The organism is Paenibacillus montanisoli (assembly GCF_003268025.1).
GTDB lineage: Bacteria > Bacillota > Bacilli > Paenibacillales > Paenibacillaceae > Paenibacillus_Z > Paenibacillus_Z montanisoli.
Genome location: NZ_QLUW01000001.1, coordinates 1,801,155 through 1,828,058 on the forward strand (window position 1 = coordinate 1,801,155; position 26,904 = coordinate 1,828,058).

Consider the following 26,904-nt stretch of genomic DNA (forward strand, 5'->3'; position numbering starts at 1 on the left):
TGAGTCATGTCCCTCGACAAAAGTACATATTTTTCTTGCAGAAGGTTTGACACGCTTTTCAGAAGTTAGCATTTACAATCTAACCTATATCGGAAAGGCTCTTAAATTCATTGGAAGAGGTGTATCAATGACTAGATCCATTGGGTGGAATGTAGTAGCATATATGCTCTTCGCGGCGCTAGTAACGTCGCTCATCCTAACGTTTACGATTTCGAACGCCTTGTGGGATTCCCGCACATCCGGATTGTCGTTCCTTTCATCCGAGGCAAGCAAAACCGTTTCTGCGTTGACGATTACCGAAGCAAACCGAGGCCCGTTGTTCCAGCCGGCAACAGTTATCCCGAAAACGCCTTCGATTAAACAAGAAGATCCGACGATTACAATCCCCGTTCCTGCCGTCGTTCCGAAGGCAGCCTCCACTCCTACATATACGAATAAAAATACATATACATATAAAGTAACCTCGTTCTTCCTCAATGTTCGCTCCAAGCCGGATGCGAGCTCCGAAATCGTAGATTTAGTAAAGCAGGGAGCGCTGCTTCAGGTCAAAGCGGTGACCCCGGAAGGATGGCTGGCTCTTAAAGGCGGCGGTTACGTCCATGGCGGCTATGCCGAACTGATATCTGCGAGCGCTGACTCCAAGCCATCTGATGAAGCAGCACCTGTCCAAATTGCCGCATCCGCCGCCAGCCAAGTGAAGGACGCGAAGTCGGAGGTAGCTGCAGCTTCCGTATCCATCGTACCCGTTCGCAAAGCCGTACCGGCGAAAATAAACGATTATTTGACTAGAAAGCCAAAGGCGGGCGCTCAGACCGCCATAAATCCGTCTAAACCGGTAAGACCTACCACTAAAGTTAGCTCGGACTCCGGGCTAACCGCCAAGCATATCGAAAAGATTCTGGCCGGGACGAAGCTTTCAGGCCATGGGCTTGAAAATGCCATTCTTGCCGTTGAAGATAAATACGGAATTAACGCTTTCTTTACGATCGCCGTCATGAAGCTTGAAAGCGGTAACGGGAAGAGCAAGTTGGCGATAAATAAAAACAATCTATTCGGCTTAAACGCCGTTACGGGCAAAAGTGCTTACAGAAAGGCATTTACCTTCGCCACCAAGGGGGATAGCGTCCGAAAATTCGGACAACTACTTTCGGACAATTACGTTGAACGCGGCTTGACGACCATCGAGAAGGTGGCAAAGAAATATTGTCCGGCGAACGGGCGCTGGCCAGGACTTGTCCGTAGTATCATGAAAAGCGATTACAATAAGCTGGTATAGTCAGAGTGGCGCAAAACACCTGTTGACAATCGCAAGCCGGTCGTGTAACATTTCGAAGAGTGATTACGGAATAATTAAATAATTTTTGATTCGTATAACCTCACGACGACAGGGTGAGGGTTTCTACGGGAAGCCTTAACTTCCTAACTACGAATGCGAAATGATCGATTGGCGATTATTTCGTATTCGCGGTTAGGAAGTTTTTTGCGTTATCCAAGTAAAAAATGAGTCATGTTCGAAAGGGGCATCATAGATATGAAATACATGCTTTCTGTTTTTCTGGGAGCGGTCAGCTACGGCATTTTGTCGACGATCGTCGTCCATGCTTACGGCGACGGATATTGCCTGGGCGAAGTAGTCGGCACGCAGTTGCTGACCGGTTTTATTTTGTCTTGGCTGCTTGTCCTGGGTTTGCAGCTACGAAATAAACGCGCGGCTGCGAAGGCGAAAGCGGCAGGCGAGATCGTAAAGACTGCGCCGAAGCTCACTTGGAAGCAGCGCTTCATGCTGATGGCTGCAGGGATTCCGACGGCGATGACAGGCTTGTTGTACTATCAGTCGCTGAAATTTATTCCGAACTCGCTTGCCATCATCCTGCTGTTTCAATTTACATGGATGGGCGTTCTCATCCATGCCGTTAGTACGCGCACGCGTCCAAACGGGATTATGCTGCTGACGCTGTCGGTGCTACTCGGCGGTACTGTGCTTGCCGCTGGCATTTTGGAGCAAGGCATTGCGGAGTTTAACGTAACCGGCGTCTTGCTGGGCTTGCTTGCAGCGATCAGCTACTCGCTGTTTGTTCTATTCAGCGGCAAAGCCGTATCTTCCGCCCATCCGGCGTACCGGAGCGTATGGATGATAACAGGCGGGCTGATCTTCGTCTTCATTTTATTCCCGCCGGTGTATTTGTTTAATGGCGTGATTTGGAGCAGCCTGCTGCTGTTCGGCTTCCTGCTAGGTTTGTTCGGCGCCTTTATCCCGCCGGTCCTGTTCGCGGCGGGCGTTCCGCATATCGGCGAAGGCATGGCGGGCATCCTCGGAGCATCCGAACTTCCGGTAGCGGTCATGCTGTCCGCGGTCGTGCTTCATGAGCATGTGAGCATGCTGCAATGGGCGGGAGTCGCCTTGGTTCTGCTCGGCGTCACGCTGCCGGAGCTGCTCAAAGGCATGCTGAACGATTCCAAGAAGCTGACTGCAACTTCATAAATAAGACGAAGCCCGATTCCGGTAAGGAACGGGCTTCGTGTCGTACAGTCGCGATTAACTACTCAAGGTCCTCGTTTTCGGCTTCGTTTGCTGCAGCATTAGCAGCTCTTTGGTTCACTGCCGCGTTGTTTTGAAACGCCTCTGCCGCTTGCTCAGCGGAGAATTCCGTGTCGGCAGCACCTGCTACCGGCAGTTTGTTCTGCTCGGTCGATTGAACATCAGCTTTGGATACTTGGTTCTGTTGGTTCTGTTGGTTAGCCATGTATATGCCTCCTTCATAGATTTTGAACGACAACAAACTATATACTGCCCCTCAACCAGACTTTTATGCATGAAGAATTTGGAAATTAAACTTTTTACCGGTTTTAGCCGTTATTAAGATTAGCTTCATCTAATATTCATTTTCGGCATTTAGGGTAATAAGAAGTAGCATGCTGTCATACGAGGAGGAAATGCAACGTTATGAATCGGAAGCGGAGGAAGCGCAGCCATCTGTCCGGTACGGCTGTCATCGCGCTCATTGTTTTTGCTGCCGCTTCCTTTATCCTGCAGGCGCAGGATCGGGCGGCCAGCTCCGGAGAAGACAAGCCGCCAGTCGAAACCGCGGCTGCCGTAAAAAGCAACCCGCTGCTAGCAGGCAAGACCATTGTGCTGGATGCGGGACATGGCGGGGAGGATGCCGGCTCCATCGGGCAAAAGGGGACGTTCGAGAAGGAAGTTACGCTTGATACGGTTCATCATATTCGCGATGAGCTAAAGGAGAGAACAGGAGCGGATGTAGTCCTAACGAGGCAAGAGGATGAATTCGTACCATTGGAACAGCGGGCCGCTATGGCCGGAGAGAACAACGCGGATCTATTTATTAGCATCCACTACGATGCGTTTGAATCCAAGGACGTCGCCGGAATGACGACCTATTATTATCATAATTCGGATCTTACGCTCGCAGAGGTCATGCATGACGCGCTTCTTGGCGGCGTCGATGTGAAGGACAGGGGAGTAAAGGAAGGCAATTATCAGGTACTCCGAGAGAATGTCAAGCCTGCGCTGCTGCTGGAGCTCGGGTATATTTCAAACAAAGCCGAGGAAGAACGGATGAATTCAGAGGCGTTCCAGACGGCGGTTTCCCACGCGATCGTAAATGGAATTATCGATTATTTATCGTAGTCCAGCCGACAAAAAGCCCCCGAATCTACTAACGATTCAGGGGCTTTACATGTTACATCAAGAAAGTGCCGATGACGATGGATGAGCCAAGAATGATGGCTCGCAGCAGCTGAGCGACGGCTTTGTTGCCTTTGGCTATTTCATCGCAAACATTCAGCTTAGGCGTCAGGAAGTCGAACAGGACATACACGATGCAGAGCAGCACGATCCCGACTCCGGACCAGATCAGCATCGCCCACCAGTCATGGGAGCTGTAAGAGACCATCGCGACAATAATGCCAAGCCCGAGCAGCTTGCTGCCCATATACATGCCGGCCGCCTCATTGCCTTTTCTGATTTCCTCCCAATCGTTGAATCGAGTCAGTCTGCTGAACACGAAAGAACCGATGACTAGAGCGGCGAGCAAGATGATAATGCCAATACCTACATTCAACAAATCATTTCCAAAATGATTCACACCAAGATCCTCCTTTAAGAATTATGAAATAGCTGCGGGACAATAATACGCCATATCTCCGGTAATTTTGCCGCCAATGCGGGGCAGCAGTCCGGCGTGGCGTCCTCCAATTACATAAGCGCCTGCTAGCAGGCAGCCCTCATAGGGCCCATCCTCTGTATCAACGGTGAGCGTTTGCAGAGGGAATAATTGCTGATACACCTTCGGCTGGCGGTCATAATAGTCTTGGACCTCTTGAAGCTCCGCTTCGTCATGTCCCCATTCCGCCTCTATGAAACGTCCTTCGCCGTCGTACAGGGAAGTGCCTTTGCCTTCGCGGCCCCAGTATCCCTTGGCAACGAACGGTAGGCCCGCTTGGGTGAAAGGAGCCGAATCATAATAGGTCGGAAGCAGATAACGTTCGATATTCTCGAAGTCCTCCCGATCGAAAAGCATGCGTCCGACGAAGTCTTCGATCTGATCCCGACGCTCATAGAGCGACCATATAAGCGCCATGAATCCTTTGCTCTGGGTGATGATGCTTTGAGCGGGATTAATCAGGCCCAGTCTTCCGTCGACGACGAGCTGAAGCAGCTCTTCGCCGATCGGTTCGGTGCCCTGTTCATCCGTGTCATGCACCAAATATTCCAGCGGATAAAGCCGATAAAGCAAGGCAATGCGCTGGCCGTTCGCAAAAAGCCCGTCTCCGGGCACGATTTCAAGCTCTTCCAGCGGCACGTACATCGTGTCGCAGCCGAGCTCTTGCACCGCTTGCATCAAATATTCCGTATTGGTACGGTCTTCGAGATGCCAGCCGTAGCTGGAGAAAGCAATCGGTCCATCCAAGCCTTGCTCGGAATAATAACCGATCAATTGGCCGAAAGCGGCTTGAATGGCACTGCGCATCCCGGAAGATGCAGACGAGAAGTCGGTATAGTCGCCAATCAGCTTGGCTGCAAGGTAAGCCGTTTCCGGTATGCCTGTCGGCGTATCGGTGTTGTTCTCGATGCATTTCAAGCCGCTCTCGTTCAGAATCCAATCCTGTCTCGATACCCCATGGTAGGGGACCTCGATTCTGGCGGCCGGGAGAAGGGCAGGATGAATCCCGAGCCGATGCACCAGGAAACTATCGGGCAGATCGCGCTGGACAAAACTCAGCGTTTTCCAGTAGATGCGGTCAACCGCTTCTGAAGCCTCTCTAAATGCAGCTGCTTCTTCCGGCTCGAACAACGTCAGCGCCGGGAGACAATACTGCTTCCCGTTCATGCGGTGATAGGGGATGCTGCGTGCGATATCACCCTTGAACACGTCGTCATGCGCAGCATCGAGCTGCATTATCCTTACCACGGCTTAGCCTCCGCTGCTGTGGCTGCCGCTGCTGCCAAAGCCTTTGTAGGAGCCGGAACTGCTGCTGCCGGATGAGCTGTAGGTTTTCTTCGAAGATCCGCTGCCGGAGTAGTAAACGCCGCTGGAGCCGCCATCATCATCGCAGTCTTCGTAATACGGATCGCAGCCATAATTAGTCGTATTGCAGCCGCTTAGCGCAACCGGCACCGCGAGCAGCAGGGCGAACTTGAGCAATTTTGCCTGACGGCCGGACGGGTGCGATGCCATACCGGCAACGTTTGCGCGAGGTGCAGCGGAATCGTGATCCTCTTTCATCTAAACGTGAACCTCCTTCAGGTAAAATAGAACTTTGTTGCGGTCGTCATCAAGCACGGTATAGAGCGATTCATAAGTGCGTTCTTGCTTTACAAGATAATGATCCAGCAGCAGCCGGGCAATCGCGAGCGCGTCCGGCGTATGCATCAACGGCTCTCCGAGCTCGAACCGGCTGCCGTTCCAATAGAGAAATTCCGTTTCCAGAAAGACGGACCGGTCACAACGCTCCAGCAGCGCGGGCTTGATTTCGGAACCGTACCGATCCAGACAGCTGCTTTGAAACGGCGCCGCATAGATGAGATGATTGCCGCCGGCTTCCGATTCGTGCGAGCTGTGGTGCAGCAGCAAATTTTGAATCACCGTTGCGTTGACGAGCTTGCGTACGAACAATTCATCGGTTCCGATCGTGTATTGCTTGAGCGTCCGCTGAACGCGCTGACCGGCTTCATCCCAGTCCTGATAGTAAATCGTGTGCATGAGCGGTTATGCTCCTTTCGTTATTTGCTTGTAAGTTGCGATATCGCAGACCATGTAGAGCTTGGCGTCCGCAGGTATCGGCTCTTGCAGCTTCGTATTTATGGACATGTCGCCCCGATCCGAAATGAGCGTAGCGCCTTGCTTCAAGAGAGAAAGAAAGGCGTCCTCATACGTTCGCCATTGCGGAGAGACGGGAACCGGGAACACATCCGCGCCATGCTGGCGGCTAAGCAACTGGGAGAAGATTTCCACGCTTCCGTCATTGAGCGCCGAACGGACGGCAAGCCGCGCGACAGCGTCATGAGACAGCACGAATTCATTCACGTTCGCATGCTTGAAGTTTTGAATATGCTTCTCGAGCATAATCTCAACGGTGGTATGCACCTGCGGCGCGATGCTCTCGATGCTGGAGACGATCAGCAGCGATTTGCCGTCCACGAGCGAAGGCTCGTCGATCCGATTGTCTGCGAAGATGACGGCAGCTTGGGCGCTTGCGATGCCCGCCTTCTCCAGAATGTCGCCGGAACTCGGATCGCCGCTTACGAAATGAACCTGATCATGCTCGTACGGATGCTGATCGGCCTCGTCGATGATGACGATTTGCGCTGCAGGAGAGATGGTCAGCAGCTCTTCGATGGCATATCGGGCTTTCTTGCTCCAATTGATAAAAACGAAATGCTGCTTGCCATAATACTTCAATTTCCCAGCCCTCCTTTGGCGATGAAATTGTCCGACCGAATCGATAATTTTGCCGATAATCAAACTGAGCAATCCGATCCCGAATATGTAAATGAGGATCGTAAGCAGCTTTCCGGCGAACGTATGGGCGAAGAAGTCGCCATATCCGACCGTTGCCATCGTGGTCATGACCCAATAGAGGGCGTTGAACCAGTTTCCGAACGTATCGGGCTCAAGCATATAAGCTAGCGTGGACGTGATGAGCAGGAACGAGATGAAAAAGAAGAATATGGCTGAGTTTTTGAGCCTCAGCAGTTTTAATGAAAGGGAATGCAGAAATAACGGCATTCGTGGCCGTACCTCCTTCCTGGCTCCTGCGTCCAAGCGTGATCGTAAAGCAATGAAGCACTCTACAATCCTACACTATTTCAGTTCATACGAGAACCGTAACCATTGGTGTCAATTTATTGAAATTCGTACAAATCAAGGGCCTAAATATTCATTGATCGGCAGCGCTGTCTTCGTATATAATCTTCGCAAAAGGAATGATTGGAAGGAGCGGGTGCGCGTGAAGAACAAGCTACAGCAGACCTTGATGGGAGGCTTCGTCATCCGTTTCCAACCGTATATGAAGGTCCTAAACACTAAAGCGTAATTGCTGCTTTAGTGTTTTATTTTTTTACAAGGAGGCGGGTAGGGACTTGAGCAACTACAAGCGGGTGCTGATCAAGTTAAGCGGCGGTGCGGTAGCAGGCGAAAGCGAGTTCGGGTTTGATCCGGAGCGTCTCGATCATATTGCCAATGAGATTTTAAACGTGGTGAACAAGGGAGTGGAGGTGTCGCTTGTGATCGGCGGGGGCAATATTTTCCGGGGCAATATGGCGGACAGCTGGGGCATCGAACGGGCTGAAGCCGATAATATCGGCACGCTGGCGACCGTGGTGAACAGCTTGATGCTAAGAGGGGTTCTAAAATCCAAGTGCAGCCGTGAAGTGAGGGTCATGACCGCGATTCCGCTGGCCTCGGTTGCGGAGCCGTATATTCGGCTTCGGGCCATTCACCACTTGGAAAAAGGGTATATCGTTATCTTCGCGGGGGGCAATGGGCAGCCGTTCGTTACAACCGATTATCCGTCGGTACAGCGGGCAATCGAAGTGAACTGCGATGCGCTGCTCGTTGCGAAGCAGGGCGTAGACGGGATTTACGAAACCGACCCTAAGAAGAACAAGCATGCGAAAAAGTACAGCTCGCTTCATTATAACGATGTCATCAAACACGACCTGAGAGTCATGGATCAATCGGCATTCCTGCTAGCGCGGGATTATAACCTGCCGATCCATGTGTTTGATTTCGATAAGCCGGGATCGATGACGGACGTCTGTGAAGGAAAGCATGCAGGTACGTATATTAGCGGTCAATCGGCCATGAGCTTCGACTAGCGTTAAACAAGAAATCGCCGGCCCTCCTAGAGGACCGGCGATTTTTTTTCAAGAAACTCGCGCGCCGATTATCGGCCGACGACCGCGTTTCTTCTTATCAGCAGCGATTGCCTTGCTGCCCGGACTTGTCATCGCTTTGTTCCGAAAGCCTCTCGCCGTATTGATCCAAACGACCCGGATGCGATGCCGGACCTTTGTTCTTCGGTTTGCTGTTCCGACCCGTCATGATGCTGCTCACCTCCATCTTCCATAAGATGAGCGGAGGGAGAGGAAATCATGCACAAGTCCAGAGGCGCATGCGTTAGCCCATTTCCGGGGCATGCGCAGGCGATTTGACGCTGCTTGCTTGAGGCCGCTTTAGCGTTACGGCCAGCAGCAGGCCGAAGATCGCGAGCCCGACCAGCGCCAGGTACGCGTCATGAAACGCATGCGTAGTAGCTTCCGGCATCACCTGCTCGCCTTCAGCGGCGTGATGCGTCGTGCGGCTGACGATTAATGTCGTTAATCCCGCAACCGCGAAAGATGTCACAACCTGCTGCGCGGCGCTTGTTAGCGAGGTGACCCTGCTGACCAGATTGGCCGGGGCGGACTGGATAAGATGCGTGTTCAGCGCCAGGAAGGACAGCCCCATGCCCATGCCGAGCATCGCCCGCGGAATCAAGAACGTCCACGCGCTGTCGGTCGGATCGATACGCGAAATGAGGTACGCGCCGACGGCGACGATGGTGAGTCCGATCAGGACAAGCGGTCTTGCGCCGATCTTGTCGTACAGCCTTCCCCCGATAGGCATGAATAAGCCGGCCATCAGCGCTTGCGGCAAGGTCCACATGCCGGCGTGGAATGCGCTCATGCCCATCAGCATCTGCATGAAATAAGGAACCGTGAAGATGATGCCGAACATGACGAATTGAAGCACCCACTGCACGATAATGCCTTTGGTGAACAGAGGCGAACGAAATACGCGCAGCTCCAGGAGAGGCTCCTTTTTGCGGGTCAGCTCCACAATAACGAACAGAATCAAAGCGAGCGTACCGACGGCGAGACCGATGATCGTTTTGTCGGAGGTCCAGCTGGTCGAGCCCTCGCTTAGCCCGTACGAGAGACCGGCGAACGCAAGCGGCCCGAGCAAGATGCCCAGCAGATCGAGCGAAGCGAACGCTTTCTTCGGCAGCTTCGGCAGAAGCGCCATGCACAGGCCGACGCCGACCAAGCCGATCGGCACGTTGATGAGGAAGATCCATTCCCACTTGACGTAATCGACCAAATAGCCGGCCACGATGGGCCCGAGCGCCGGAGCGAGCAGAATCGGCAATCCCATCAGCCCCATGATGGAGCCTGCTTTCTCAGGCGGGCTAAGCTGGTAGGTCATCGCAAACGCGATCGGGGTAACCATGCCGCCGCCCAGGCCTTGCAGAACGCGGAAGGTGATGAGCTGCACGGCGGTCGTTGCCATGGCGCACAGGACGGAGCCGATCGTGAACAGGATGAGCGATACGATGAAAATCCGCTTCGCGCCGAACCGGTCGGTCACCCAGCCGGCAAGCGGAATGACGGCGGCTTGCGCAAGCGCATAGCCGGTGATCGTCCACTGCACGGCGCTGAGGGAGCTGTTGAAATCCTTCACAAGCGCAGGTATTGCGACATTGACGGCCGTGCTGTCGAGAATAACCATGAAGATGCCGACAACGATGGCCAGCAGCGGCCCTGCCAGCTGCCGCATGGATGTAAACGGAATAACGGGTGAATCGGATTGATTTGAAGTCATGACAGCCCCCCCTATGTCGTTCAATATACCTTTCTTTACCACTGTACTTACCGTCGCGAGCGATGTCAAAAAGGAGTCAAAAACAACAAAAGAGAGGCTCAAATCGCCTCTCTTCGTTCTATTCCGATGCTTCCTCGAGCCCCCGGAACGCTTGATTGTAGCAGCGCCGGCATACCGGCTTATAATCCTCGTTGCCGCCGATCTGGATTTGCTCGCCCGCGTTGACCGGCTTTCCGTTACGGAAGCGGATCACCATCGTCGCTTTGCGGTCGCAGTACCAGCAAATCGTTTTGATCTCTTCGATTTTGTCCGCTTGGACGAGCAGGTTGTAGCTGCCTTCGAACAGCTGGTTCTGAAAGTCGTTCTTGAGGCCGAACGCCATAACCGGGATGTTCAGCTCGTCGACGACCTGCGTCAGCTCCAGGATGTGATGCTTCTTCAGAAATTGGGCTTCATCGATAAGTACGCAGTAAATTTGTTTAGGACCGGATGTTGACACATGGGATTTGACGCTTTCATACAGGTTCGTTTGATCGTCGACCGGAATTGCGGGCCGCTCGAAGCCGACACGGGAGCCGACCAGCTCGGCGCCGTCCCGTGCGCTGACCGAAGGGGAATAGATGAGAACGCGTTTGCCTTGCTCCTCGTAGTTATGGGCGACTTTGATGATTTCAAACGATTTGCCGCTGTTCATCGTGCCGTATTTGTAATAGAGCTGTGCCATATAATCTCTCCTAAACGATTTCGTCCTTTACTTATTTAACATATTTAAATGATTGTGACAAGCAACTTTTCAAAACAAAATAGGCTGCCGATCGAAGCGGCAGCCTGTATTTTAGGCGGTCATTGAAAGCTGTATCCACGGCCCGTGGACGCAATTACATTTTTCCTTTCAAGTCCATGAGGTACTTGACTACAGCTGCCACTGCACCGATGTAATACGCGGTCAAAATGATCCATCCCGTATTATCGAGGGATTGCATGTTGGCGAACATGAAAAGCGGAAGAACGATGAGCACCATGTCTTTCAAATAACCCATTACAAAATCGGTGGAGAACGAGCCGGACTTCAACATTTTGAAGAAATCAAACAAGAAGTTCAGACCCATAAATCCAAGAACGGCCCACATCGAGTAGAGCATCATGTCTGCGAGTGCAAATGTCATGTAGAATCACCTCCCCGTAGGAAGATAAATTATTGCATACGATATCATATGAAGCATGGACCTCAGTCGTACTGGGGAAACGTCCAATTATATGGCAAGCCATAGGCGAAAAGCTTGATACGGCGGCTGGGAAACGAGTACAATATGGCCGATAGCATGAGAAGGAGATGGTGAATGTCATGGCGCAAGCTAATCCGATCTTGGAAGCCTTTAACCAAACCCCCTATCCGGTGACCGGAAGCGGCAAATTCTCCGTTCGGCTGCTTCTGGAAGCATTCGAAGGAATCGACGGGGATACGGATAGCGATATATATGGAAACGGCAAGCTGATCGAAGATTTTCAAGCGAAAATGGCTGCTTTCTTGGGTAAAGAAAGGGCGGTGTTTTTTCCAAGCGGCACGATGGCGCAGCAGATCGCGCTTCGGATCTGGAGCGATGAGCTGGGGAAGAAGAAGGTGGCGTACCATCCGCTGTGCCATCTGGAGATCCATGAGAAGGACGGGCTGAAGGAGCTGCATCACCTCGAGCCGGTTTTGCTTGCGGACAAGGACAGACTGATCACGCTAAGCGATGTGGGAAATATGAAGGAGGATGTTGCTTGCTTGCTGCTTGAGCTGCCGCAGAGGGAGATTGGCGGGCAGCTTCCGGCGTTTGAGGAGCTGGAGGCCGTTGCCGAACTTTGCCGCAAGCGGGGGATCAAGTTGCATCTGGACGGAGCGCGGTTATTCGAAGTTTTGCCTTATTACGGGAAGACGGCAGCAGAGGTATGCGCGCTGTTCGACAGCGTTTATGTATCGTTCTACAAGGGAATCGGCGGCATTGCAGGCGCGATTCTTGCCGGCGGCGAGGCATTTACGGAAACGTCGAAAATATGGAAGAGACGGCATGGCGGCGATCTGATCAGCCTATATCCATACATTGTGAGCAGCGATTATTATTTCGAGCGGCGCAAAGGGGAGATGGCGAAATACTATGCGGCCGCCATGGAGCTTGCGGAACTGTATAATAGGTGTACCGGATTGAAGACCAAGCCGGAAGTGCCCGTATTGAACATGTTCCACGTCCATGCGGATGTATCGAAGGAAACGCTGGTTCCGCTTTTTCTCGACCTATATAAGGAGACCGGAATCGGATTGACCCGGAATATTAATGCTATTAATGAAACATCCTGCTATTTTGAAGTCAGTCTCGGCGAACGGTACGAGGCGATACCGAAGCCGCTGCTGCAGGACGCATTTCGGTTGCTGAACGAGAAACTTAATCACATAAAATAATGCTCGCGTAATAGACACATCACTAGCTATTCAGGCTGCCCTTACTTTAGGGCAGCCTGTTCGGCTTGGGCTAATCTGGAATAATTCGCATGGGCATTTGGCAAAATGAAGTACGAATACCTACGTTCTGGAAACGAGGTGCCCCATGGAATTATTGCTTCGAATAATCAAATATTTCAATCGCCGGAGCCTCCAGACTTCCAGCCCATCAAGCGGTAACCGGGCACCGGCGAGAGGCCATGTTCACAGCCAGTTGAAAGCCAATATCGAGGCGATCCGCGCGATCTTCAGCAAGGCGCCCGATATGGTGATGCGAAGCTTCTTCTACCGGCCAACGGAGAGTCATGCCGTTCTGGTTTATTTCGACGGGCTTGCGGATAAAAACTCGATTAACAACAACGTTCTCTATCAGCTCATGTTCGAATCGGAAGATATCGGCGTCGCCAAAGGAGGAAGGCTCGGTAAAAGAACGCTCCCTTTGCTGCCCGTGACGCTCGGCCATATTACGACGATCTCGAGCTTTGATCAATTCGAGCTTGCGATCTTGCATGGCAAAAGCGTGCTATTCATCGACGGCGTTGAACAGGCGTATGCGTTCAACACACAAGGCTGGCCGCAGCGGGCGATCTCCGATTCGCAAATCGAAGCTTCACTAAAGGGCGCGCATCAAGGCTTTATCGAAACATCGGAAATGAACGTGGCTCTTATCCGCCGTTATATTAGCAGCAGAGAGCTGAAGATCAAAGAACTGTCCGTCGGTAGCCGTGTCGCTAGCAAGTTATCCATTCTGTATCTTGAGGATGTGACGGAACCGGAATTGCTGGCGGAAATGGAAAGGCGATTAACGTCGTTAAATGTCGACTGCATTTTGAATACCGGCGAGCTCGCGGAGCTGATCGAGGATAATCCGTTCTCGCTGCTGCCGCAGTTCATTACGACCGAACGTCCGGATACCGCTGCTTCGCAAATTTTGCAGGGGAGGCTGTGCGTGATCGTCGACCGCTCCTCAAGCGTTCTGATCGCCCCGGCAGGCATCGCGGCATTCTTCCAGGGCATCGACGATTACAGCACGCGCTGGCCTGTAGCAACCTTCATGCGGCTGCTGCGCTTTTTCGCTTGTTTTCTCGCCGCTTTTCTGCCCGGCATCTATATCGCCTGCATTTCCTTTAATCATGAGGTCATTCCGCTCGACCTTATATTGTCGATCGGCCAGTTCAGGGCCGCCGTTCCATTCCCGCCATTAATAGAGGCGCTAATCATGGAGATAACGTTGGAAATGCTCAGAGAGGCCGGCATTCGGCTACCCGCGCCGGTTGGACAAACCGTCGGCATCGTCGGCGGTATCGTCATCGGGCAAGCCGCCGTGCAGGCCGGCATCGTCAGCAATCTGATGGTTGTCGTCGTTTCGTCAACCGCCGTTGCCTCCTTTATTTTGCCGAACTACGATATGGCCTCGGCGATCCGGCTTATTCGTTTTCCTGTCATGCTTATCGCATCGATGTTCGGCATTGTCGGCATTATCGTCGCATTTATGGTGCTGATCGCGCATCTTATCTCCTTAACCTCGCTTTCTGAGCCGTTTAGCGTGCCAATCGCGCCGATTCGAATAAGCGACTGGAAGGATGTCTTCGTGCGTCTCCCGCTTTGGAAAATGACGACGCGGCCGCGAAGCGTGCGTTCCTTGCAGAAAAAACGAATGGGCAGCAATCGGTCGGATGGTGAGAACAAATGACGGGATCGGTCCTCAAACCGGCGAAAGAAAATCAAGTGACGCTGCTGCAATATATCTTGATCATTCATAGCATGCAGCTCGGCATCGGCGTCATTTCGCTGCCCAGAGATCTTGCGGATACGGGCGGGACGGACGGTTGGATCGCGCTGTTTATCGGCTACGCCGGTTCCCTCGTCGCCAGCCTTCTTATCGTTCAAATTATGAAGAAGCATCCGGAAGGCACGATCATCGACTTGATCTCGCGTTTTTTTGGCAGATGGTCCGGTTACCTCATGACAGCCGTCTTCGGCGTGTATTTCTCGCTTTACGCCTATCTGCTGCTGGATCGGATGATTCTGCTCATTCACAGCTGGATTATGCAGCAATCCCGGCCTTTTGTGCTCATGCTGCTCTTTGTCATCCCGGCCTATATGATCGTGAAAGGCGGTTGGCGCGCATTGGGGCGATATGCGGAGATAATCTTACTCTGTTCGCTGTGGATGCCGTTCATGCTTCTCACGCTGTTCGATCAAGCTCACTGGCTGCATTTGCTGCCCGTGCTGAAGGAAGGATGGATGCCTGTCTTTTCAACGGTTCCGGCAACAGTGCTGTCTTTTCTAGGTTTCGAGGCGGCTTTCTTCCTCTATCCCCATCTCGGCAACAAGAAGAAGGCGTCGCTCGGCATTTTCGTGGCGAATACGTTAACGCTGATTGTATACCTCTATGTGACGATCCTGTGCTTTGTCGTGTTCAGCCCGGATGAAATTACGTATTACAACGATATCATGCTGACGCTGGCGAAAATCATTGAATACCGGTTCGTGGAGCGATTCGATATCGTGATGCTGACCTTCTACCTGCTCGTCATATCGAAAACGTGGATCCCCGCGTTGCACATGACCGTTTATTGCTCGCATCGGCTCGTGCCGATCGGCAAGGCTGCCACCCACTTGCTTCTCTTGCTGATCGGCATGCTGGCGGTGACCTATATTTGGAATCCGGGCTGGTTGACAAGCGATAAGTGGATCGCCCTATTTTCAAAATTCGGCCTCTTGATGGCGTTTATTTTCCCGGTCGCCTTATGGTGCTTGCTGTCCGTCATGTCCTGGTTCCCTAGGTGGCAGAAATGAGGAAGAAACAGTTTTGCTGCATGACGGTTGCCGTCTGTCTGCTTTCGCTGCTGCTCTCGGGCTGCAAGGACCGGCTCGACTTGGAAAATATAACGCTCGTGCTGATGGTGGGCATCGATTTGGACGAGGACAATAATTTGGTCCTATATTCGTCATCACCCGTATTCAGCAAAGAAGCGAAGTCGAAGAACGAGACTTCAAAGGTGACCGCAACTACCATTCGCGAAGCAAGAGGCGAATTAGAAGCGCGGGTGTCGGCGCTAATCAGCATTGGCAAGCTGCAGAACGTGCTGATCGGCAAGCGCGTTCTTCGGCATAAAGGCTGGGTGCAGCTGCTCGATGTGCTGTACCGCGATTCGAAAGCCAAAACGAATGCCAGACTCATTGCGGTGGATGGTCCGGTTGAGCCGGTGATGTATTTCGCGCCGGACGATAAGCGAAGGCTCTCGCTCCATATCGCGAAGCTGGTCGATACGGCGCATGAACGGAATTTGGTCGAGAAGTCGACGCTGTTTGAATTTCACCGCCTGCTCTTTGACAAATCGATCACCCCCTATATGACAGAGCTCCGTCTGTCAAACTCCGAAATCGTGCTTCCCGGTACGGCACTGCTGGATAACGAAGGCATCTACCGAACGTCGATCAACCTCGAGGAGAACGAGCTGCTTCAAATTATCCAAGACGAGAAGCTGGCGGATTTATCCCTGACGCTCGTTCTGCCTGATGTGAAGCATGAGAAATCCGTCTTTGAGACTAGGGCGATCAGCTTTTATGTGACGGACGTGAAGCGCAAGGTTAGTGTGGGCTACGCCGGCGGCAAGTTCATTTTCGATATTGACTTGGACCTTCCGATTCATTTGACGGAACGGTTGTTTGCGTACAATGTAGATAAAAATGCGACCAGGCTCGAAGCCATGATTGACAAGCAGCTGGAGCAGCAGATGGGGAAGCTGATCGCAAAATTGCAAAAAGCGAAGGTGGACCCGACCGGACTCGGACTCTTCGCGCGCGCCTATCAGTACGCGGCCTATAAGAAGGTAAGCGACGGTTGGGAAAAGGATGCTTTCGCCAAAGCAGACGTGAGGATCCGTGTGGACACCGAGATCAAGGATTACGGAGAAATGCGTTAATATGATTGAGTTGTCGGAAACGTGACGCTATAATATAACGAGTAAAAGACTAACAGAAAAGGTGTCATAGATGAGCATATTAAACGTAGAACGACTGAGCCACGGCTTCGGTGACCGGGCGATCTTCAACGATGTATCCTTTCGTCTGCTAAAAGGCGAGCATATCGGACTGATCGGCGCGAACGGCGAAGGAAAGTCCACCTTCATGAATATCATTACGGGCAAGCTGCAGCCCGATGACGGCAAGGTGGAATGGTCGAAGCGGATGCGCGTCGGTTACTTGGACCAGCATGCGGTGCTAAGCCAAGGCATGACGATTCGCGACGCGCTGAAAGGCGCGTTCCAATATTTGTTCGACATGGAACAGGAAATGAACGACATGTACGGCCGAATGGGCGACGTTACTCCGGAGGAGCTCGAGCAGCTGCTCGAGGACGTGGGGACTATCCAGGATACGCTCACGAACCAGGATTTCTACATGATCGACGCCAAGATCGAAGAGACGGCGCGCGGCCTTGGCTTGACCGATATCGGGCTGGATAAAGACGTCAATGACTTGAGCGGCGGGCAGCGTACGAAGGTTCTGCTTGCGAAACTGCTCCTCGAGAAACCGGATATTCTGCTGCTTGACGAGCCGACGAACTATTTGGACGAGCAGCATATCGAATGGCTGAAGCGCTATCTGCAGGAGTACGAGAACGCGTTCATTCTGATCTCTCACGATATTCCGTTCCTGAACAGCGTAATTAACCTGATCTACCATATGGAAAATCAAGAGCTGAATCGCTATGTCGGCGACTACAACCACTTCCAGCAGGTCCACGAGATGAAGAAGCAGCAGCTCGAATCCGCATTCAAACGCCAACAGCAGGAAATCGCGGATTTGAAAGATTTCGTTGCGCGGAATAAGGCTAGCGTTGCAACCCGCAACATGGCGATGTCGAGGCAGAAGAAGCTCGACAAGATGGAAGTGATCGAGCTTGCGAAGGAGAAGCCGAAGCCGCAATTCAACTTTAAGGACGCGAGAGCTTCGGGCAGGCTGATCTTCGAAACGAATCAGCTCGTTATCGGCTACGATGCGCCTTTGTCCAGACCCCTTGATCTGCGGATGGAGCGCGGTCAGAAGATCGCGCTCGTCGGCGCGAACGGCATCGGGAAGACGACGCTGCTGCGCAGCATTCTTGGCGAGATCAAGCCGATTTCCGGATCGGTGCAGCTAGGCGATACGCTTGCGATCGGCTACTTCGAGCAGGAAGCGAAGGACGCGAATTACAATACGTGCATCGAAGAAATTTGGAATGAATTTCCTTCATTTAATCAGTTCGAAGTGCGCGCGGCTCTGGCGAAATGCGGCTTGACCACGAAGCATATCGAGAGCAAAGTCGCGGTACTAAGCGGCGGCGAGAAAGCGAAGGTACGGCTATGCAAGCTGATCAACCGCGAGACGAACGTGCTCGTGCTCGACGAGCCGACGAACCACTTGGACGTCGATGCGAAGGATGAGCTGAAGCGTGCGCTGAAGGCGTACAAAGGCAGCATTCTGATGATCTCGCACGAACCGGAATTTTACCGTGATGTCGTGACGGAAGTTTGGAATTGCGAATCATGGACGACGAAGGTGTTTTAATGTAGAAGAACTGCCCTGTACGGTCAATTGGGACCGTGCGGGGCAGTTTTTTTGTTGCCGGATGCATGGGTAAACCACAAATCGCGGAACCTCACCCAGCCCAGCGACTCTAGCGAAATGCCGCGAATGGAAGGGTGGAACGCGGTTTTTAGATGCTTGCGGTAAAGGAAGAGCAGCCTGTGCGAGGCGGTCAGCTCGCGTTCGATCGCTAGAAACCGATCAGCCCTGCGCTCGGCGTTCTGTTCGGATAGAAGCTCGGAAAGCTGGCGATCTATTGACGCTCGTATGCTCGGTGCCATGTGGTGCTGCATGCTTTTGAACAAATCGATGAGCCGCAGCTCGCGATGCTCGTCCAGCATGACGGCGAAGAGGAGCAGGTCGGCATGAAGCCGATCTTCGCCTTGAAATTGTTCGGCCGGAATCAGCTTGACCGTGATCGGAATACCCGCCGGCTCGCAAACCTGTTTCACGATTAGCGCGTCTTGCTCATATTGCGGAATCGTAGCCAGGACGATCGGTTCGCCTCTGTAACCGGCACGGGCCAAACGCTCTTGAACGTCCGATGGAGCAGGGCGGATTGCAGGTGATGCTTGCGCGGCGGTTGTGCCGGTTGATCGGGCTGGCCAAAAGCTTTCGGCTCTATCGATGACGTCGCCGGATAAACGCTCGATGATTTCTGACCGATCGAGGGCGAAGTCGAACGCTTCACGAACGTCTGCGCTGGCAAGCGGTCCCTGACGCAGCTCATTGACCGTCAAAAATTTGCAGGTCATGCCGGACTGGCGAATTTGCTGCCATTGCTCTGCCGCCGGATCCGAGAGCCGCACGTTGTGCATGACTTGAAAGGGGGGAAGCTCGCCTTCATCGTCATTTGGCTGACGGTCCGCCTGCGACCATACTTCTACGCGGTCAAGAAAGCCCCGGCCTTGAAAATAGTTCTGGAACGCTTCCAGCACGATGACGCCGTTCGATCGGTCCGCGAGCCGGAACGGTCCGGTGCCGATAGGCTGAAGGCCAATGACGGGATACGGGCTGTCGTCTTCAGTATGATTGTTCCGCTTCGGAGCCGGAACGATCGACGCCCGGTTGGTCGAGAGGAAGGCAAGAAAGGCTTCATTTCGCCGGCTGAGCACAAACCGCACCGTACGATCGTCGCAAGCTTCAATCTGCGCGATGTCCATATAGACCCAATTGTACAAGCCTTTGGGCGCGAGTGCCTGCAGTCGTTTGAAGGTGTAGGTCACATCCGCTGCCGCCATTTCGCGTCCATGGTGAAAGAGGACGCCCTTGCGCAGATAGAACGTCCACGTCGTGCGAGAATCATCAACGTCCCAAGCAAAAGCCAGATGCGGTTGAATGGCATCGCCGGATGCGCTCATGCGGACAAGACCGTCGAACAGCTGGTTCACCAGATGCGATTCACCGGAGTAGTGAATCGCCGCCGGATCGAGCGTATGGATGCGCTGCGGCAGCGGAAACCGGAGAAGATCGAGCCGCTGCTCGCCCTGCACCTCGGAATGGAACCCGAACCGTTCCGCCAGCCATTCTTGAAACTGTACCCGCAGCCCCCGCGGGCTTTCTTGCTCCATCGCTTGCAAATATGAAATGGCCATTTGCAAGTCCTGCTTTTGCGCGATTTCCTGCGCCTCCTGCAGCGCGATGTCTTCCCGTTTCGCGAGAAACGCCAGCACGGAGCGGTTGCCGCGCCCCCTCTTCGCCGTCCAGCTCAGCCAGCCTTCTCGCTGCATGCGCTGCAACAGCAGAACCATGTTCCGGTGCGTGCAGTCAAGCGCTTCCGCAAGCTCCTGCGTAGTCACCTCGAACGGCTCTTGCTCCTGCAGCTGAGGAAAGGCGCTGCGCAAGGCCAAATAATGCTGCCTCATCTTCATCTTGGCATGTCTCCCGGTCTAAAATATGAAATTTCGCTGAGGAAACTTACACTTTTTGTTCTTATTTTATAGGCTACAATAAAAAGGAGAAAAGCACAATCGCTGCCAGAGCAGCTTATTAACGGGAGTGAGTCATGTTGAGAGATCCGGCGCCGTGGCAAAGAAAATACGAAACGATGGCGGTGTGTTCGCTTGGGTACGGACTATTCAGTCAATATTTGTTCGTTGGGAATGCGCTCGGCCTATCCGTCCTTCTCTTTGTAGGCGCGTTCTATGGCTTGTTCTTCTATGCCGTACAGGGAAGAATCGGCGGTTTCGACCAATGGAGAGGCCAATCCAAGTCGGGGTGGCTGCTCATTCTGCCTATCGCCTTATTGGCGTTAAGCTACGTTCTCTTTCATAATGAGCTGTTTCGGAGCTTAAACATCGTTGTGCTGCCCGCGCTAATCGCGGCACAAACCGTACTGCTGTCCCGGAGCAGCGCAAAGCCGTGGTATCGGACCGCGTTCTATCAGGATGTGCTGTACCTCGCTCTCATCAAGCCCGTCTCCTATTTTGCTGTTCCGTTTGGGCTCCTCGCGAACCGGATTTCTCCGAAGGCGGGCAGTGAAGAGGGGCAGATGCAAAACAGCAAGCTGCGGAGAATCGCGCTCGGCCTTCTGCTGGCAGTGCCGCCGCTTGTCGTGGTCATCTTGCTGCTCGCATCTGCGGACCAAATCTTCATGGATCTGGTGAACCGGCTGCCTGAACTGTTCGGCGGGCTGTCCATCGGCTCCTTGCTAAGAAGGGTAATCGTAGCCGGCATTATTGCGCTTTATTCGTTTGGCTACCTATGGACTTTGCTCTTCCGTAAATCCGGGGACGGCTGGAAAGAGGCTTCAACGGCGGTGAACGGGTCTATGCCGGGTATTGCGCTCGATCCTTTGACTGCCGTTACGCTGCTGATCAGCTTTAACGTTGTCTACATCGTTTTTGCCGCCATTCAATTCTCGTATCTGTTCGGAGCGGCTCATGGGCTATTGCCGGCAGAGGCTGCTTACGCGGAGTATGCAAGGCAAGGCTTTGCTCAGCTCGTTGTCGTGGCCTTGATCAATTTAGCGCTTCTTCTGGGCGGACTGCATGGCATTCGCAAAGAGGGGAAAGGCGCCGAGACCGCAAGAAAGCTGTCGCTTTCCCTGCTGGTCGGCTGTACGATCGTGATGCTGGTGTCGGCATACAGCAGATTGTCTCTTTATGAATCCGCCTATGGGTACACGCAGACGCGAATTTTGGTACACGGCTTCATGATTTTCTTAGGCCTCATTCTGATTGTTTCGTTCGTCCGGATATGGCGGGAGCATTTCTCGCTGGCGAAAGCTTATATCGGGCTGGCGGTAGCGGCTTATGTGGTCATGAATTACGTCAATGTGGATGCCATTATCGCGGAGCAGAACATTGCTCGTTACCACGCGACAGGCAAAATCGATTTGAACTACTTGGGATCGCGATCGTCGGACGCCTTTCCGGCTATTGCAGAACTCTCGGTGGAGGCGCCTGAATTGCAACCTAGTAGCGATGAATTGCTGCGCAGCATGCGCCTTGCGGCGCAGAATAGAGGCGGCTGGCCTTCATGGAATTTGTCGGTTTCTCGCGTAACAAACTGGACGGAAGAGAAGTAATTCATGCAATTAAATAGTTAATTCATGCAGTTAAATATATGCAGGCCCGCGATTTTCGCGGGCTTTTTTTTGTCGAACAAGCTGATAAAATTTTGGTTTACAAATTCCACGCAACCGCATATATTTAAGTTAATCTAAGTTTTGCACACGGGAAACATTTTGTCCCTTGTCCATAATCATATTTTTTTGTCTATTAATTTGCACTAGCAAAAAAAACTTTCCTTAACGCAAAAATGGAGGTGGGCATAGATGCCGATTAATTTTAACCGCCGCGTGTCAAGACGGGATGTGCTCAAATGGGGAGCTGCCGGGTTCATAGGCGCTATGAGCGGAAGCTTGTTTGGCCAAGGGTCCTTGCTTGGCAAACCGGTAAAGGCAATGTCGAAGCATGACGTTCATTCGGCATTGGGCCATCAGAAGCATCAGATGATGGCGCACGGCTACGATCCGGGGAAGGAGCAAACAGACGGACTGAAGGCCGCTATCGAAGCGCTGACAGCATTCGACTACGGGAAAGCAAGCACGCGAGCGGATGGCCGCACCGTTCGGGAATATAACCTAATTGCGTCCGATACCACTGTCGAAATCGCCAAAGGAATCAAATTTCCGGGCTGGACCTTCAATGGGACGATTCCGGGCCCGACGATCCGCTGCACGGAAGGGGATATCATCCGCGTGAAGTTTTGGAACGGGTCGACGCACCCGCATTCCATCCATTTTCACGGCATTCATCCCCCTAAGATGGACGGCGTCCAGCCGGTGCCTTCCGGCACGGAATTCATCTATGAGTTCGAAGCGAAGCCGGCCGGCATGCATGTTTACCACTGCCACATTCCGCCGCTTGCGAAGCATATTCATAAAGGGCTGTACGGCAATTTTATCGTCGATCCGAAGAAACCGAGAAAGCCGGCCCGTGAACTCAACATGGTGATGAACGGCTTTGACCTCGATCTTGACGGGGAGAATGAAATTTATACCGTCAACGGGTATGCGTTCGCTTATCAGGCATGGCCGATTCCGGTGAAGGTCGGTGAGCTTGTCCGAGTATACCTCAGCAATCTAACGGAGTTTGATTTGATTAATTCGTTCCACCTTCATGCGAACTTCTTCAAGTACTATGAAGTGGGCGCGGATCCCGATGCAAGGCCGGTATTCACCGATACGGTCATGCAGTGCCAGGGGCAGCGCGGCATTCTGGAGATGGTCTTTCCCGAGCCGGGACAATATATGTTCCATGCGCATCAAAGCGAATTCGCGGAGCTCGGCTGGATGGGCTTCTTCGAAGCGAAGGCTTAGGAGGGGGAGGGATCGAGATGGAGACGAATACGGTCAAAACCGCTAACACGAACCGCAGGCTGCCAAGGCTGGCGTGGCTGTGGGGGATTCTCCCGCTTGTGCTGCTCGGCTTCATGATTTACTTTATTACGACGCTTGGCACAGGCATCAAGGATGAGCCAGTCGCTCCGATTGAAGTGCTGGAGGTTCAGAAAATCACGCTCAACGACGAAGGCTTTACGGTTAACGTGCTGAACACGGGACCGGAGGAAGTGACCATTGCGCAGGTGCTCGTCAATGATGCGTTCTGGAATGCCGAGTTTAGCAACGGAGATACGTTAAGCCGTTTCGGTGAAACGGAAATTACCATCCCGTATGGCTGGGTCGAAGGAGATCCGTATGAAATCAAGCTGATTACGGGGAACGGTCTTATCTTCACGGGAGAAGTGGCGGTCGCTGCGAAGACGCCGGTGCCGGATGCCGCAAGAGTCGGACAATACGCGCTGATCGGTTTCTATGTCGGCGTCATACCTGTCGGACTGGGGCTGCTTTGGTTTCCGTTTCTGCGCAGATTTTCGCAAGGAGGCATACAGGCTGTACTTGCGCTTACCGTCGGGCTGCTATTCTTCCTTGTGGTCGATACGCTGCAGGAAGGGCTAGAATTGGGGGCGGAAGCGCCCGGCATTTTCCATGGCACCGGTCTTGTTTGGTTCGGCGCGTTTCTTAGCTTCTTGTTTCTGCTCGCGATCGACCAATCCAGCGAGAAACGAAACGCGTCAAACGGCCGAATCGTGGCGTACAAGATTGCCGGCGGCATCGGGCTGCACAACCTGGGCGAGGGTCTGGCCATCGGAGCGGCGTTCGCTGCGGGCGAAGCGGCGCTCGGCACGTTTCTCGTCATCGGCTTTACGCTGCACAACATAACCGAAGGAATCGGGATAGCGGCGCCGCTGCTGAACGAGCGCCCGACGTGGCGAACGTTTCTTGGCTTGGCCGTCGTTGGCGGAGCGCCGGCGATCATCGGCACCTGGACCGGCGGATTCGTGTTCAACGAAACCTTCGCCGCGCTGTTCTTCGGCATTGGCGCAGGGGCGATTATGCAGGTTATCTATGTCATCGGCAAAATGATCGTCCGGGAAGCAGGCAAAGCCGGCAAGCCGGCAGTCTCGTGGCTGAACCTCGGCGGCTTGGCGCTCGGGATCTTGCTGATGTACGTGACGGCTTTGTTTGTGAGTGTGTAGGTGACGGTTGCGGTTAGTGACATAATTATGATTATGTAAACTAAAGCCTTATAGCTAAAAAAACGCAACCCGATAAGGGCTGCGTTTTTTTGGCCGTTGCATTTTCCCGTTGACTTGCAGCCGAACTTGTTGTAACTTAATGTTCACATTCAATTGTTGAACGACCGTCATCAAGGACATGCATTCTTGAGAAGCTGTGCGCAGAGAGGGAGACCATCGGCTGAGAGCCTCCCCGCAGCTGCAGGAATCGCCCCGCCTTGTAGTCGCTGCAAGGAACCGTCAGTACTCCGTATTTGCAGCCGGGCACGCCCCGTTATCAGGAAATGAGAGCCGTAATCGACGGCTGAATTTTGGGTGGTACCACGAGCGCGCACTCGTCCCTTAACCAGGGATGGGTGCGTGTTTTTTATTTTCCTCTCGGACAAAGAAAGGGCGATCCCCATGAGACAAAAATCAGCTTTTCTCCCAACGATGAGGGAGGTGCCTGCAGATGCGGAAGCAATCAGCCACAAGTGGCTTGTTAAAGGCGGCTTTATCCGCCAGCTCTCGGCAGGCGTGTATTCATTCCTGCCGCTCGGCCGCCGCGTGCTTCGCAAGGTGGAAGCGATCGTGAGGGAAGAAATGGAGCGCACAGGCGCGCAGGAGGTGCTGCTGCCTGCTCTGCAGCCTGCGGATTTGTGGCAGCAATCGGGCCGATACGAGATCTACGGCCCAGAGCTTGTTCGTCTGCACGACCGCAACGGCAGGGAGTTTGCTCTTGGACCGACACACGAGGAGGTTATCACGCAGCTTGTCGGCCAAGAGATTTCAACATACCGGAAGCTGCCGGTAACGTTATTTCAGCTGCAGACCAAATTCCGCGACGAACGCCGTCCCCGTTCAGGGCTGCTGCGCTGCCGGGAGTTTGTGATGAAGGACGCGTATTCGTTCGACAGCGATTGGGAAGGGCTGGATAAGACCTATCAAGCCATGTATGAGGCTTATCACCGGATTTTCGAGCGCTGCGGGCTGGCGTTTCGGGCTGTTCACGCGGATGCCGGCGCGATCGGCGGCGAAGGCGGAACGCATGAATTTATGGCCGTTGCCGAGTCCGGCGAGGATGATGTGGTGACTTGCGACTCGTGCGGATATGCAGCGAACATGGAGAAAGCGCAAAGCTTGTCCGCCGCGCAGTTTGAAGCGATGAATCGGGGCGCCGAGCGCGATGCCGGCACGGATTCGAGGCAAACGGCGATGGAGAAATTCCATACGCCGAGGATGAAGTCCATCGATGACTTGGTTGCAGGACTTGGCATTGCCCGCGAAGAACTGATCAAGACGCTCATTTACGCAGCGGACGGGAAGCCGGTCGCCGTGCTCGTGCGGGGCGATCACAGCATCAACGAAACGAAAGTGATGAACGCACTAGGCGCGATCTCCTTAACGCTTGCCGACGCTGACACGGTCCGGGCCGTCACCGGCGCGGGTACCGGGTTTGCCGGTCCGGCGGGCTTGACGATCCCGCTGCTCGTCGACGTGGAAGTGAGCCGGATGCGGTCAGGGGTGGCCGGTGCCAACGAAACGGACTATCATGTCCGAAACGTCGTGCCTGGCCGGGACTTCCCGCTTGCGCGCACAGGGGATTTTCGCAATATCGAGGTTGGCGATTGCTGCCCAAGCTGCGAGAACGGCAAGCTCCAAACGACGAGAGGCATCGAAATCGGCCATGTCTTCAAGCTAGGGACTAAGTACAGCGAGAAGCTGGGAGCGCAATTCGTTGGCGCCGACGGCGAAACGAAGCCGATTATCATGGGCTGTTACGGCATCGGCGTTTCGCGGCTGCTGTCGGCGATTATCGAGCAGCATCATGATGAGAACGGAATGATCTGGCCGTCTTCGGTCGCTCCATTCGACGTGCATGTGATTCCGGTTTCGCTGCATGACGCTCAGCAGGTGGAGGCTGCGGAACGGCTGTATGCATGTTTAACGGACGCAGGATTCGATGTGCTGCTCGATGACCGGGACGAACGGCCGGGCGTGAAGCTGAAGGACAGCGATCTGATCGGCATTCCGGTTCGCATCGTCGTCGGGAAAGGGATCGCGGACGGCGAGATTGAATGGAAGGAACGGAGCGAAGGAGCCGCGCAGCGAAAGGCGGTTTCGGATGTGCTTCATGGTGTTACGGCCGTTCTGCGCGACAGAAGCTAACTATGTGCGATATCTAGGAGGGTGGAAGTCATGATGGCAATGATACGGTTTATTGAGGAACCGAAGTCGTTCGTCTTGTACGGGCATTCGAAGATCCATGTGGAGGGTACCCCGTACAGCGAAGATGTCAAAGCGTTGATGGGAAATCTATGGGGTGACATCCAAACGCACGGCTTGGCGCATCGCGGCATCAATCATATGGTGTACGAAGCGGGAGGGCGAGTCTTTGCAGGCGTAGAGCTGGAGCCGTCATCCGCTGAATCCGGAAAGCATGGGATGGAAAGGCTTCAAGTGACGCTTAGCCATTATCTATATGGCAAGCATATCGGCCCATATGACCGGCTTTGCGAAACGTATGATGCAATGCGCGCTCAACTAGCCGCACATGGGAAAACGGATACGCCGCCGCTTGTAGAAGTATACGGCCACTGGTCGGATGATCCCGCGAAGCTCGAAACCGAGATCTTCATGTCCTGCGAATAACGCTCGATTACGCGATAAAAAGCCCCA

The 26,904-nt window shown here is 53.4% G+C and carries 25 protein-coding genes and 1 riboswitch; of the genes, 14 read left to right on the top strand and 11 right to left on the bottom strand.

The features are described from left to right. The first annotated feature begins 127 nt into the window (after positions 1-127). On the top strand, positions 128-1,276 hold the full coding sequence (locus DL346_RS08060) for a glucosaminidase domain-containing protein (RefSeq protein ID WP_112881489.1): 1,149 nt from the start codon (positions 128-130) through the stop codon (positions 1,274-1,276). A 70-nt stretch (positions 1,277-1,346) separates the two neighbouring features. Continuing rightward, a riboswitch (purine riboswitch) is annotated at positions 1,347-1,446 on the top strand. Between the two features lie 85 nt (positions 1,447-1,531). Further along, entirely contained in the window at positions 1,532-2,482 is a 951-nt protein-coding gene (locus tag DL346_RS08065) for an EamA family transporter (RefSeq protein WP_112881490.1), read from the top strand. Between the two features lie 58 nt (positions 2,483-2,540). Here the strand turns inward: DL346_RS08065 and DL346_RS08070 are convergent, their stop codons facing one another. Further along, positions 2,541-2,744, bottom strand: coding sequence for a hypothetical protein (locus DL346_RS08070; protein ID WP_112881491.1), 204 nt, complete (start codon positions 2,742-2,744; stop codon positions 2,541-2,543). 200 nt (positions 2,745-2,944) lie between these two features. Between DL346_RS08070 and DL346_RS08075 the strand changes: the two genes are divergently transcribed. Continuing rightward, entirely contained in the window at positions 2,945-3,649 is a 705-nt protein-coding gene (locus DL346_RS08075; RefSeq protein ID WP_112881492.1) for an N-acetylmuramoyl-L-alanine amidase family protein, read from the top strand. Between the two features lie 52 nt (positions 3,650-3,701). Here the strand turns inward: DL346_RS08075 and DL346_RS08080 are convergent, their stop codons facing one another. The 5 genes from DL346_RS08080 to DL346_RS08100 are packed head-to-tail and all read right to left on the bottom strand — an operon-like array spanning position 3,702 to position 7,250. Continuing rightward, a complete protein-coding gene (locus tag DL346_RS08080) occupies positions 3,702-4,106 on the bottom strand; it encodes a DUF350 domain-containing protein (RefSeq protein WP_112881493.1) in 405 nt (134 codons plus the stop codon). Positions 4,107-4,127: 21 nt separating this feature from the next. Further along, positions 4,128-5,432 (bottom strand): glutathionylspermidine synthase family protein, encoded by a 1,305-nt coding sequence (locus tag DL346_RS08085; protein ID WP_240633063.1) that lies wholly within the window; start codon positions 5,430-5,432, stop codon positions 4,128-4,130. Positions 5,433-5,435: 3 nt separating this feature from the next. Continuing rightward, positions 5,436-5,747: a hypothetical protein gene (locus DL346_RS08090; RefSeq protein ID WP_240633064.1), complete on the bottom strand. Its 312-nt coding sequence runs from the start codon at positions 5,745-5,747 to the stop codon at positions 5,436-5,438. Beyond that, positions 5,748-6,224: a hypothetical protein gene (locus tag DL346_RS08095; protein ID WP_112881495.1), complete on the bottom strand. Its 477-nt coding sequence runs from the start codon at positions 6,222-6,224 to the stop codon at positions 5,748-5,750. Between the two features lie 6 nt (positions 6,225-6,230). Next, complete coding sequence (locus tag DL346_RS08100; RefSeq protein WP_112881496.1) at positions 6,231-7,250, bottom strand: potassium channel family protein; 1,020 nt, start codon at positions 7,248-7,250, stop codon at positions 6,231-6,233. A gap of 353 nt (positions 7,251-7,603) precedes the next feature. Here DL346_RS08100 and pyrH point away from each other — a divergent pair, with 353 nt between their 5' ends. Next, positions 7,604-8,341 (top strand): UMP kinase, encoded by a 738-nt coding sequence (gene pyrH, locus DL346_RS08105; RefSeq protein WP_112881497.1) that lies wholly within the window; start codon positions 7,604-7,606, stop codon positions 8,339-8,341. Between the two features lie 97 nt (positions 8,342-8,438). On the opposite strand, the gene DL346_RS29725 is transcribed toward pyrH, so the two are convergent. The 4 genes from DL346_RS29725 to DL346_RS08120 all read right to left on the bottom strand — a co-directional run bounded on the left by DL346_RS29725 (position 8,439) and on the right by DL346_RS08120 (position 11,272). Beyond that, complete coding sequence (locus tag DL346_RS29725) at positions 8,439-8,567, bottom strand: hypothetical protein (RefSeq protein ID WP_276311522.1); 129 nt, start codon at positions 8,565-8,567, stop codon at positions 8,439-8,441. 75 nt (positions 8,568-8,642) lie between these two features. Beyond that, positions 8,643-10,106, bottom strand: coding sequence for a DHA2 family efflux MFS transporter permease subunit (locus tag DL346_RS08110; RefSeq protein WP_112881498.1), 1,464 nt, complete (start codon positions 10,104-10,106; stop codon positions 8,643-8,645). Positions 10,107-10,224: 118 nt separating this feature from the next. Beyond that, the gene (locus DL346_RS08115) at positions 10,225-10,830 is read right to left on the bottom strand and encodes a thymidine kinase (RefSeq protein WP_112881499.1); all 606 of its coding nucleotides are present in this window, start codon (positions 10,828-10,830) and stop codon (positions 10,225-10,227) included. 154 nt (positions 10,831-10,984) lie between these two features. Beyond that, positions 10,985-11,272, bottom strand: a complete 288-nt coding sequence (locus DL346_RS08120; RefSeq protein ID WP_112881500.1) for a hypothetical protein — start codon at positions 11,270-11,272, stop codon at positions 10,985-10,987. 179 nt (positions 11,273-11,451) lie between these two features. Between DL346_RS08120 and DL346_RS08125 the strand changes: the two genes are divergently transcribed. From DL346_RS08125 to DL346_RS08145, 5 genes are all read left to right on the top strand, one after another. Further along, positions 11,452-12,546 carry a threonine aldolase family protein gene (locus DL346_RS08125; RefSeq protein ID WP_112881501.1) on the top strand — a complete coding sequence of 365 codons (1,095 nt, stop codon included), beginning with the start codon at positions 11,452-11,454 and terminating at the stop codon, positions 12,544-12,546. Between the two features lie 145 nt (positions 12,547-12,691). Further along, positions 12,692-14,278, top strand: coding sequence for a spore germination protein (locus tag DL346_RS08130; RefSeq protein WP_112881502.1), 1,587 nt, complete (start codon positions 12,692-12,694; stop codon positions 14,276-14,278). Continuing rightward, positions 14,275-15,387: a GerAB/ArcD/ProY family transporter gene (locus tag DL346_RS08135; RefSeq protein ID WP_112881503.1), complete on the top strand. Its 1,113-nt coding sequence runs from the start codon at positions 14,275-14,277 to the stop codon at positions 15,385-15,387. The genes DL346_RS08130 and DL346_RS08135 overlap by 4 nt, the downstream gene beginning before the upstream one ends. Further along, entirely contained in the window at positions 15,384-16,517 is a 1,134-nt protein-coding gene (locus tag DL346_RS08140; protein WP_112881504.1) for a Ger(x)C family spore germination protein, read from the top strand. The genes DL346_RS08135 and DL346_RS08140 overlap by 4 nt, the downstream gene beginning before the upstream one ends. A gap of 70 nt (positions 16,518-16,587) precedes the next feature. Continuing rightward, positions 16,588-18,144, top strand: coding sequence for an ABC-F family ATP-binding cassette domain-containing protein (locus DL346_RS08145; protein WP_112881505.1), 1,557 nt, complete (start codon positions 16,588-16,590; stop codon positions 18,142-18,144). Positions 18,145-18,167: 23 nt separating this feature from the next. Here the strand turns inward: DL346_RS08145 and DL346_RS08150 are convergent, their stop codons facing one another. Then, positions 18,168-20,033: an ABC transporter substrate-binding protein gene (locus DL346_RS08150; RefSeq protein ID WP_112881506.1), complete on the bottom strand. Its 1,866-nt coding sequence runs from the start codon at positions 20,031-20,033 to the stop codon at positions 18,168-18,170. A 134-nt stretch (positions 20,034-20,167) separates the two neighbouring features. Between DL346_RS08150 and DL346_RS08155 the strand changes: the two genes are divergently transcribed. The 5 genes from DL346_RS08155 (at position 20,168) to DL346_RS08175 (ending at position 26,877) form a co-directional block, all read left to right on the top strand. Continuing rightward, entirely contained in the window at positions 20,168-21,691 is a 1,524-nt protein-coding gene (locus DL346_RS08155; RefSeq protein WP_112881507.1) for a DUF4153 domain-containing protein, read from the top strand. A 249-nt stretch (positions 21,692-21,940) separates the two neighbouring features. Further along, positions 21,941-22,987 carry a multicopper oxidase domain-containing protein gene (locus DL346_RS08160; RefSeq protein ID WP_112881508.1) on the top strand — a complete coding sequence of 349 codons (1,047 nt, stop codon included), beginning with the start codon at positions 21,941-21,943 and terminating at the stop codon, positions 22,985-22,987. A gap of 17 nt (positions 22,988-23,004) precedes the next feature. Beyond that, complete coding sequence (locus DL346_RS08165) at positions 23,005-24,207, top strand: ZIP family metal transporter (RefSeq protein WP_112881509.1); 1,203 nt, start codon at positions 23,005-23,007, stop codon at positions 24,205-24,207. A 441-nt stretch (positions 24,208-24,648) separates the two neighbouring features. Next, positions 24,649-26,394, top strand: coding sequence for a proline--tRNA ligase (locus tag DL346_RS08170; RefSeq protein ID WP_112881510.1), 1,746 nt, complete (start codon positions 24,649-24,651; stop codon positions 26,392-26,394). 30 nt (positions 26,395-26,424) lie between these two features. Then, a complete protein-coding gene (locus DL346_RS08175) occupies positions 26,425-26,877 on the top strand; it encodes a GyrI-like domain-containing protein (RefSeq protein WP_112881511.1) in 453 nt (150 codons plus the stop codon). Positions 26,878-26,904 lie beyond the last annotated feature (27 nt).

What these genes read in the sequence shown, in the direction of transcription:
- DL346_RS08060 (WP_112881489.1), top strand. Translation starts at nt 128, where the DNA reads ATGACTAGATCCATTGGGTGGAATGTAGTAGCATATATGCTCTTCGCG.
- DL346_RS08065 (WP_112881490.1), top strand. Translation starts at nt 1,532, where the DNA reads ATGAAATACATGCTTTCTGTTTTTCTGGGAGCGGTCAGCTACGGCATT.
- DL346_RS08070 (WP_112881491.1), bottom strand. Translation starts at nt 2,744, where the DNA reads ATGGCTAACCAACAGAACCAACAGAACCAAGTATCCAAAGCTGATGTT.
- DL346_RS08075 (WP_112881492.1), top strand. Translation starts at nt 2,945, where the DNA reads ATGAATCGGAAGCGGAGGAAGCGCAGCCATCTGTCCGGTACGGCTGTC.
- DL346_RS08090 (WP_240633064.1), bottom strand. Translation starts at nt 5,747, where the DNA reads ATGAAAGAGGATCACGATTCCGCTGCACCTCGCGCAAACGTTGCCGGT.
- DL346_RS08095 (WP_112881495.1), bottom strand. Translation starts at nt 6,224, where the DNA reads ATGCACACGATTTACTATCAGGACTGGGATGAAGCCGGTCAGCGCGTT.
- DL346_RS08100 (WP_112881496.1), bottom strand. Translation starts at nt 7,250, where the DNA reads ATGCCGTTATTTCTGCATTCCCTTTCATTAAAACTGCTGAGGCTCAAA.
- DL346_RS29725 (WP_276311522.1), bottom strand. Translation starts at nt 8,567, where the DNA reads ATGACGGGTCGGAACAGCAAACCGAAGAACAAAGGTCCGGCATCGCAT.
- DL346_RS08110 (WP_112881498.1), bottom strand. Translation starts at nt 10,106, where the DNA reads ATGACTTCAAATCAATCCGATTCACCCGTTATTCCGTTTACATCCATG.
- DL346_RS08115 (WP_112881499.1), bottom strand. Translation starts at nt 10,830, where the DNA reads ATGGCACAGCTCTATTACAAATACGGCACGATGAACAGCGGCAAATCG.
- DL346_RS08120 (WP_112881500.1), bottom strand. Translation starts at nt 11,272, where the DNA reads ATGACATTTGCACTCGCAGACATGATGCTCTACTCGATGTGGGCCGTT.
- DL346_RS08125 (WP_112881501.1), top strand. Translation starts at nt 11,452, where the DNA reads ATGGCGCAAGCTAATCCGATCTTGGAAGCCTTTAACCAAACCCCCTAT.
- DL346_RS08130 (WP_112881502.1), top strand. Translation starts at nt 12,692, where the DNA reads ATGGAATTATTGCTTCGAATAATCAAATATTTCAATCGCCGGAGCCTC.
- DL346_RS08135 (WP_112881503.1), top strand. Translation starts at nt 14,275, where the DNA reads ATGACGGGATCGGTCCTCAAACCGGCGAAAGAAAATCAAGTGACGCTG.
- DL346_RS08140 (WP_112881504.1), top strand. Translation starts at nt 15,384, where the DNA reads ATGAGGAAGAAACAGTTTTGCTGCATGACGGTTGCCGTCTGTCTGCTT.
- DL346_RS08145 (WP_112881505.1), top strand. Translation starts at nt 16,588, where the DNA reads ATGAGCATATTAAACGTAGAACGACTGAGCCACGGCTTCGGTGACCGG.
- DL346_RS08150 (WP_112881506.1), bottom strand. Translation starts at nt 20,033, where the DNA reads ATGAAGATGAGGCAGCATTATTTGGCCTTGCGCAGCGCCTTTCCTCAG.
- DL346_RS08155 (WP_112881507.1), top strand. Translation starts at nt 20,168, where the DNA reads ATGTTGAGAGATCCGGCGCCGTGGCAAAGAAAATACGAAACGATGGCG.
- DL346_RS08160 (WP_112881508.1), top strand. Translation starts at nt 21,941, where the DNA reads ATGCCGATTAATTTTAACCGCCGCGTGTCAAGACGGGATGTGCTCAAA.
- DL346_RS08165 (WP_112881509.1), top strand. Translation starts at nt 23,005, where the DNA reads ATGGAGACGAATACGGTCAAAACCGCTAACACGAACCGCAGGCTGCCA.
- DL346_RS08170 (WP_112881510.1), top strand. Translation starts at nt 24,649, where the DNA reads ATGAGACAAAAATCAGCTTTTCTCCCAACGATGAGGGAGGTGCCTGCA.
- DL346_RS08175 (WP_112881511.1), top strand. Translation starts at nt 26,425, where the DNA reads ATGATGGCAATGATACGGTTTATTGAGGAACCGAAGTCGTTCGTCTTG.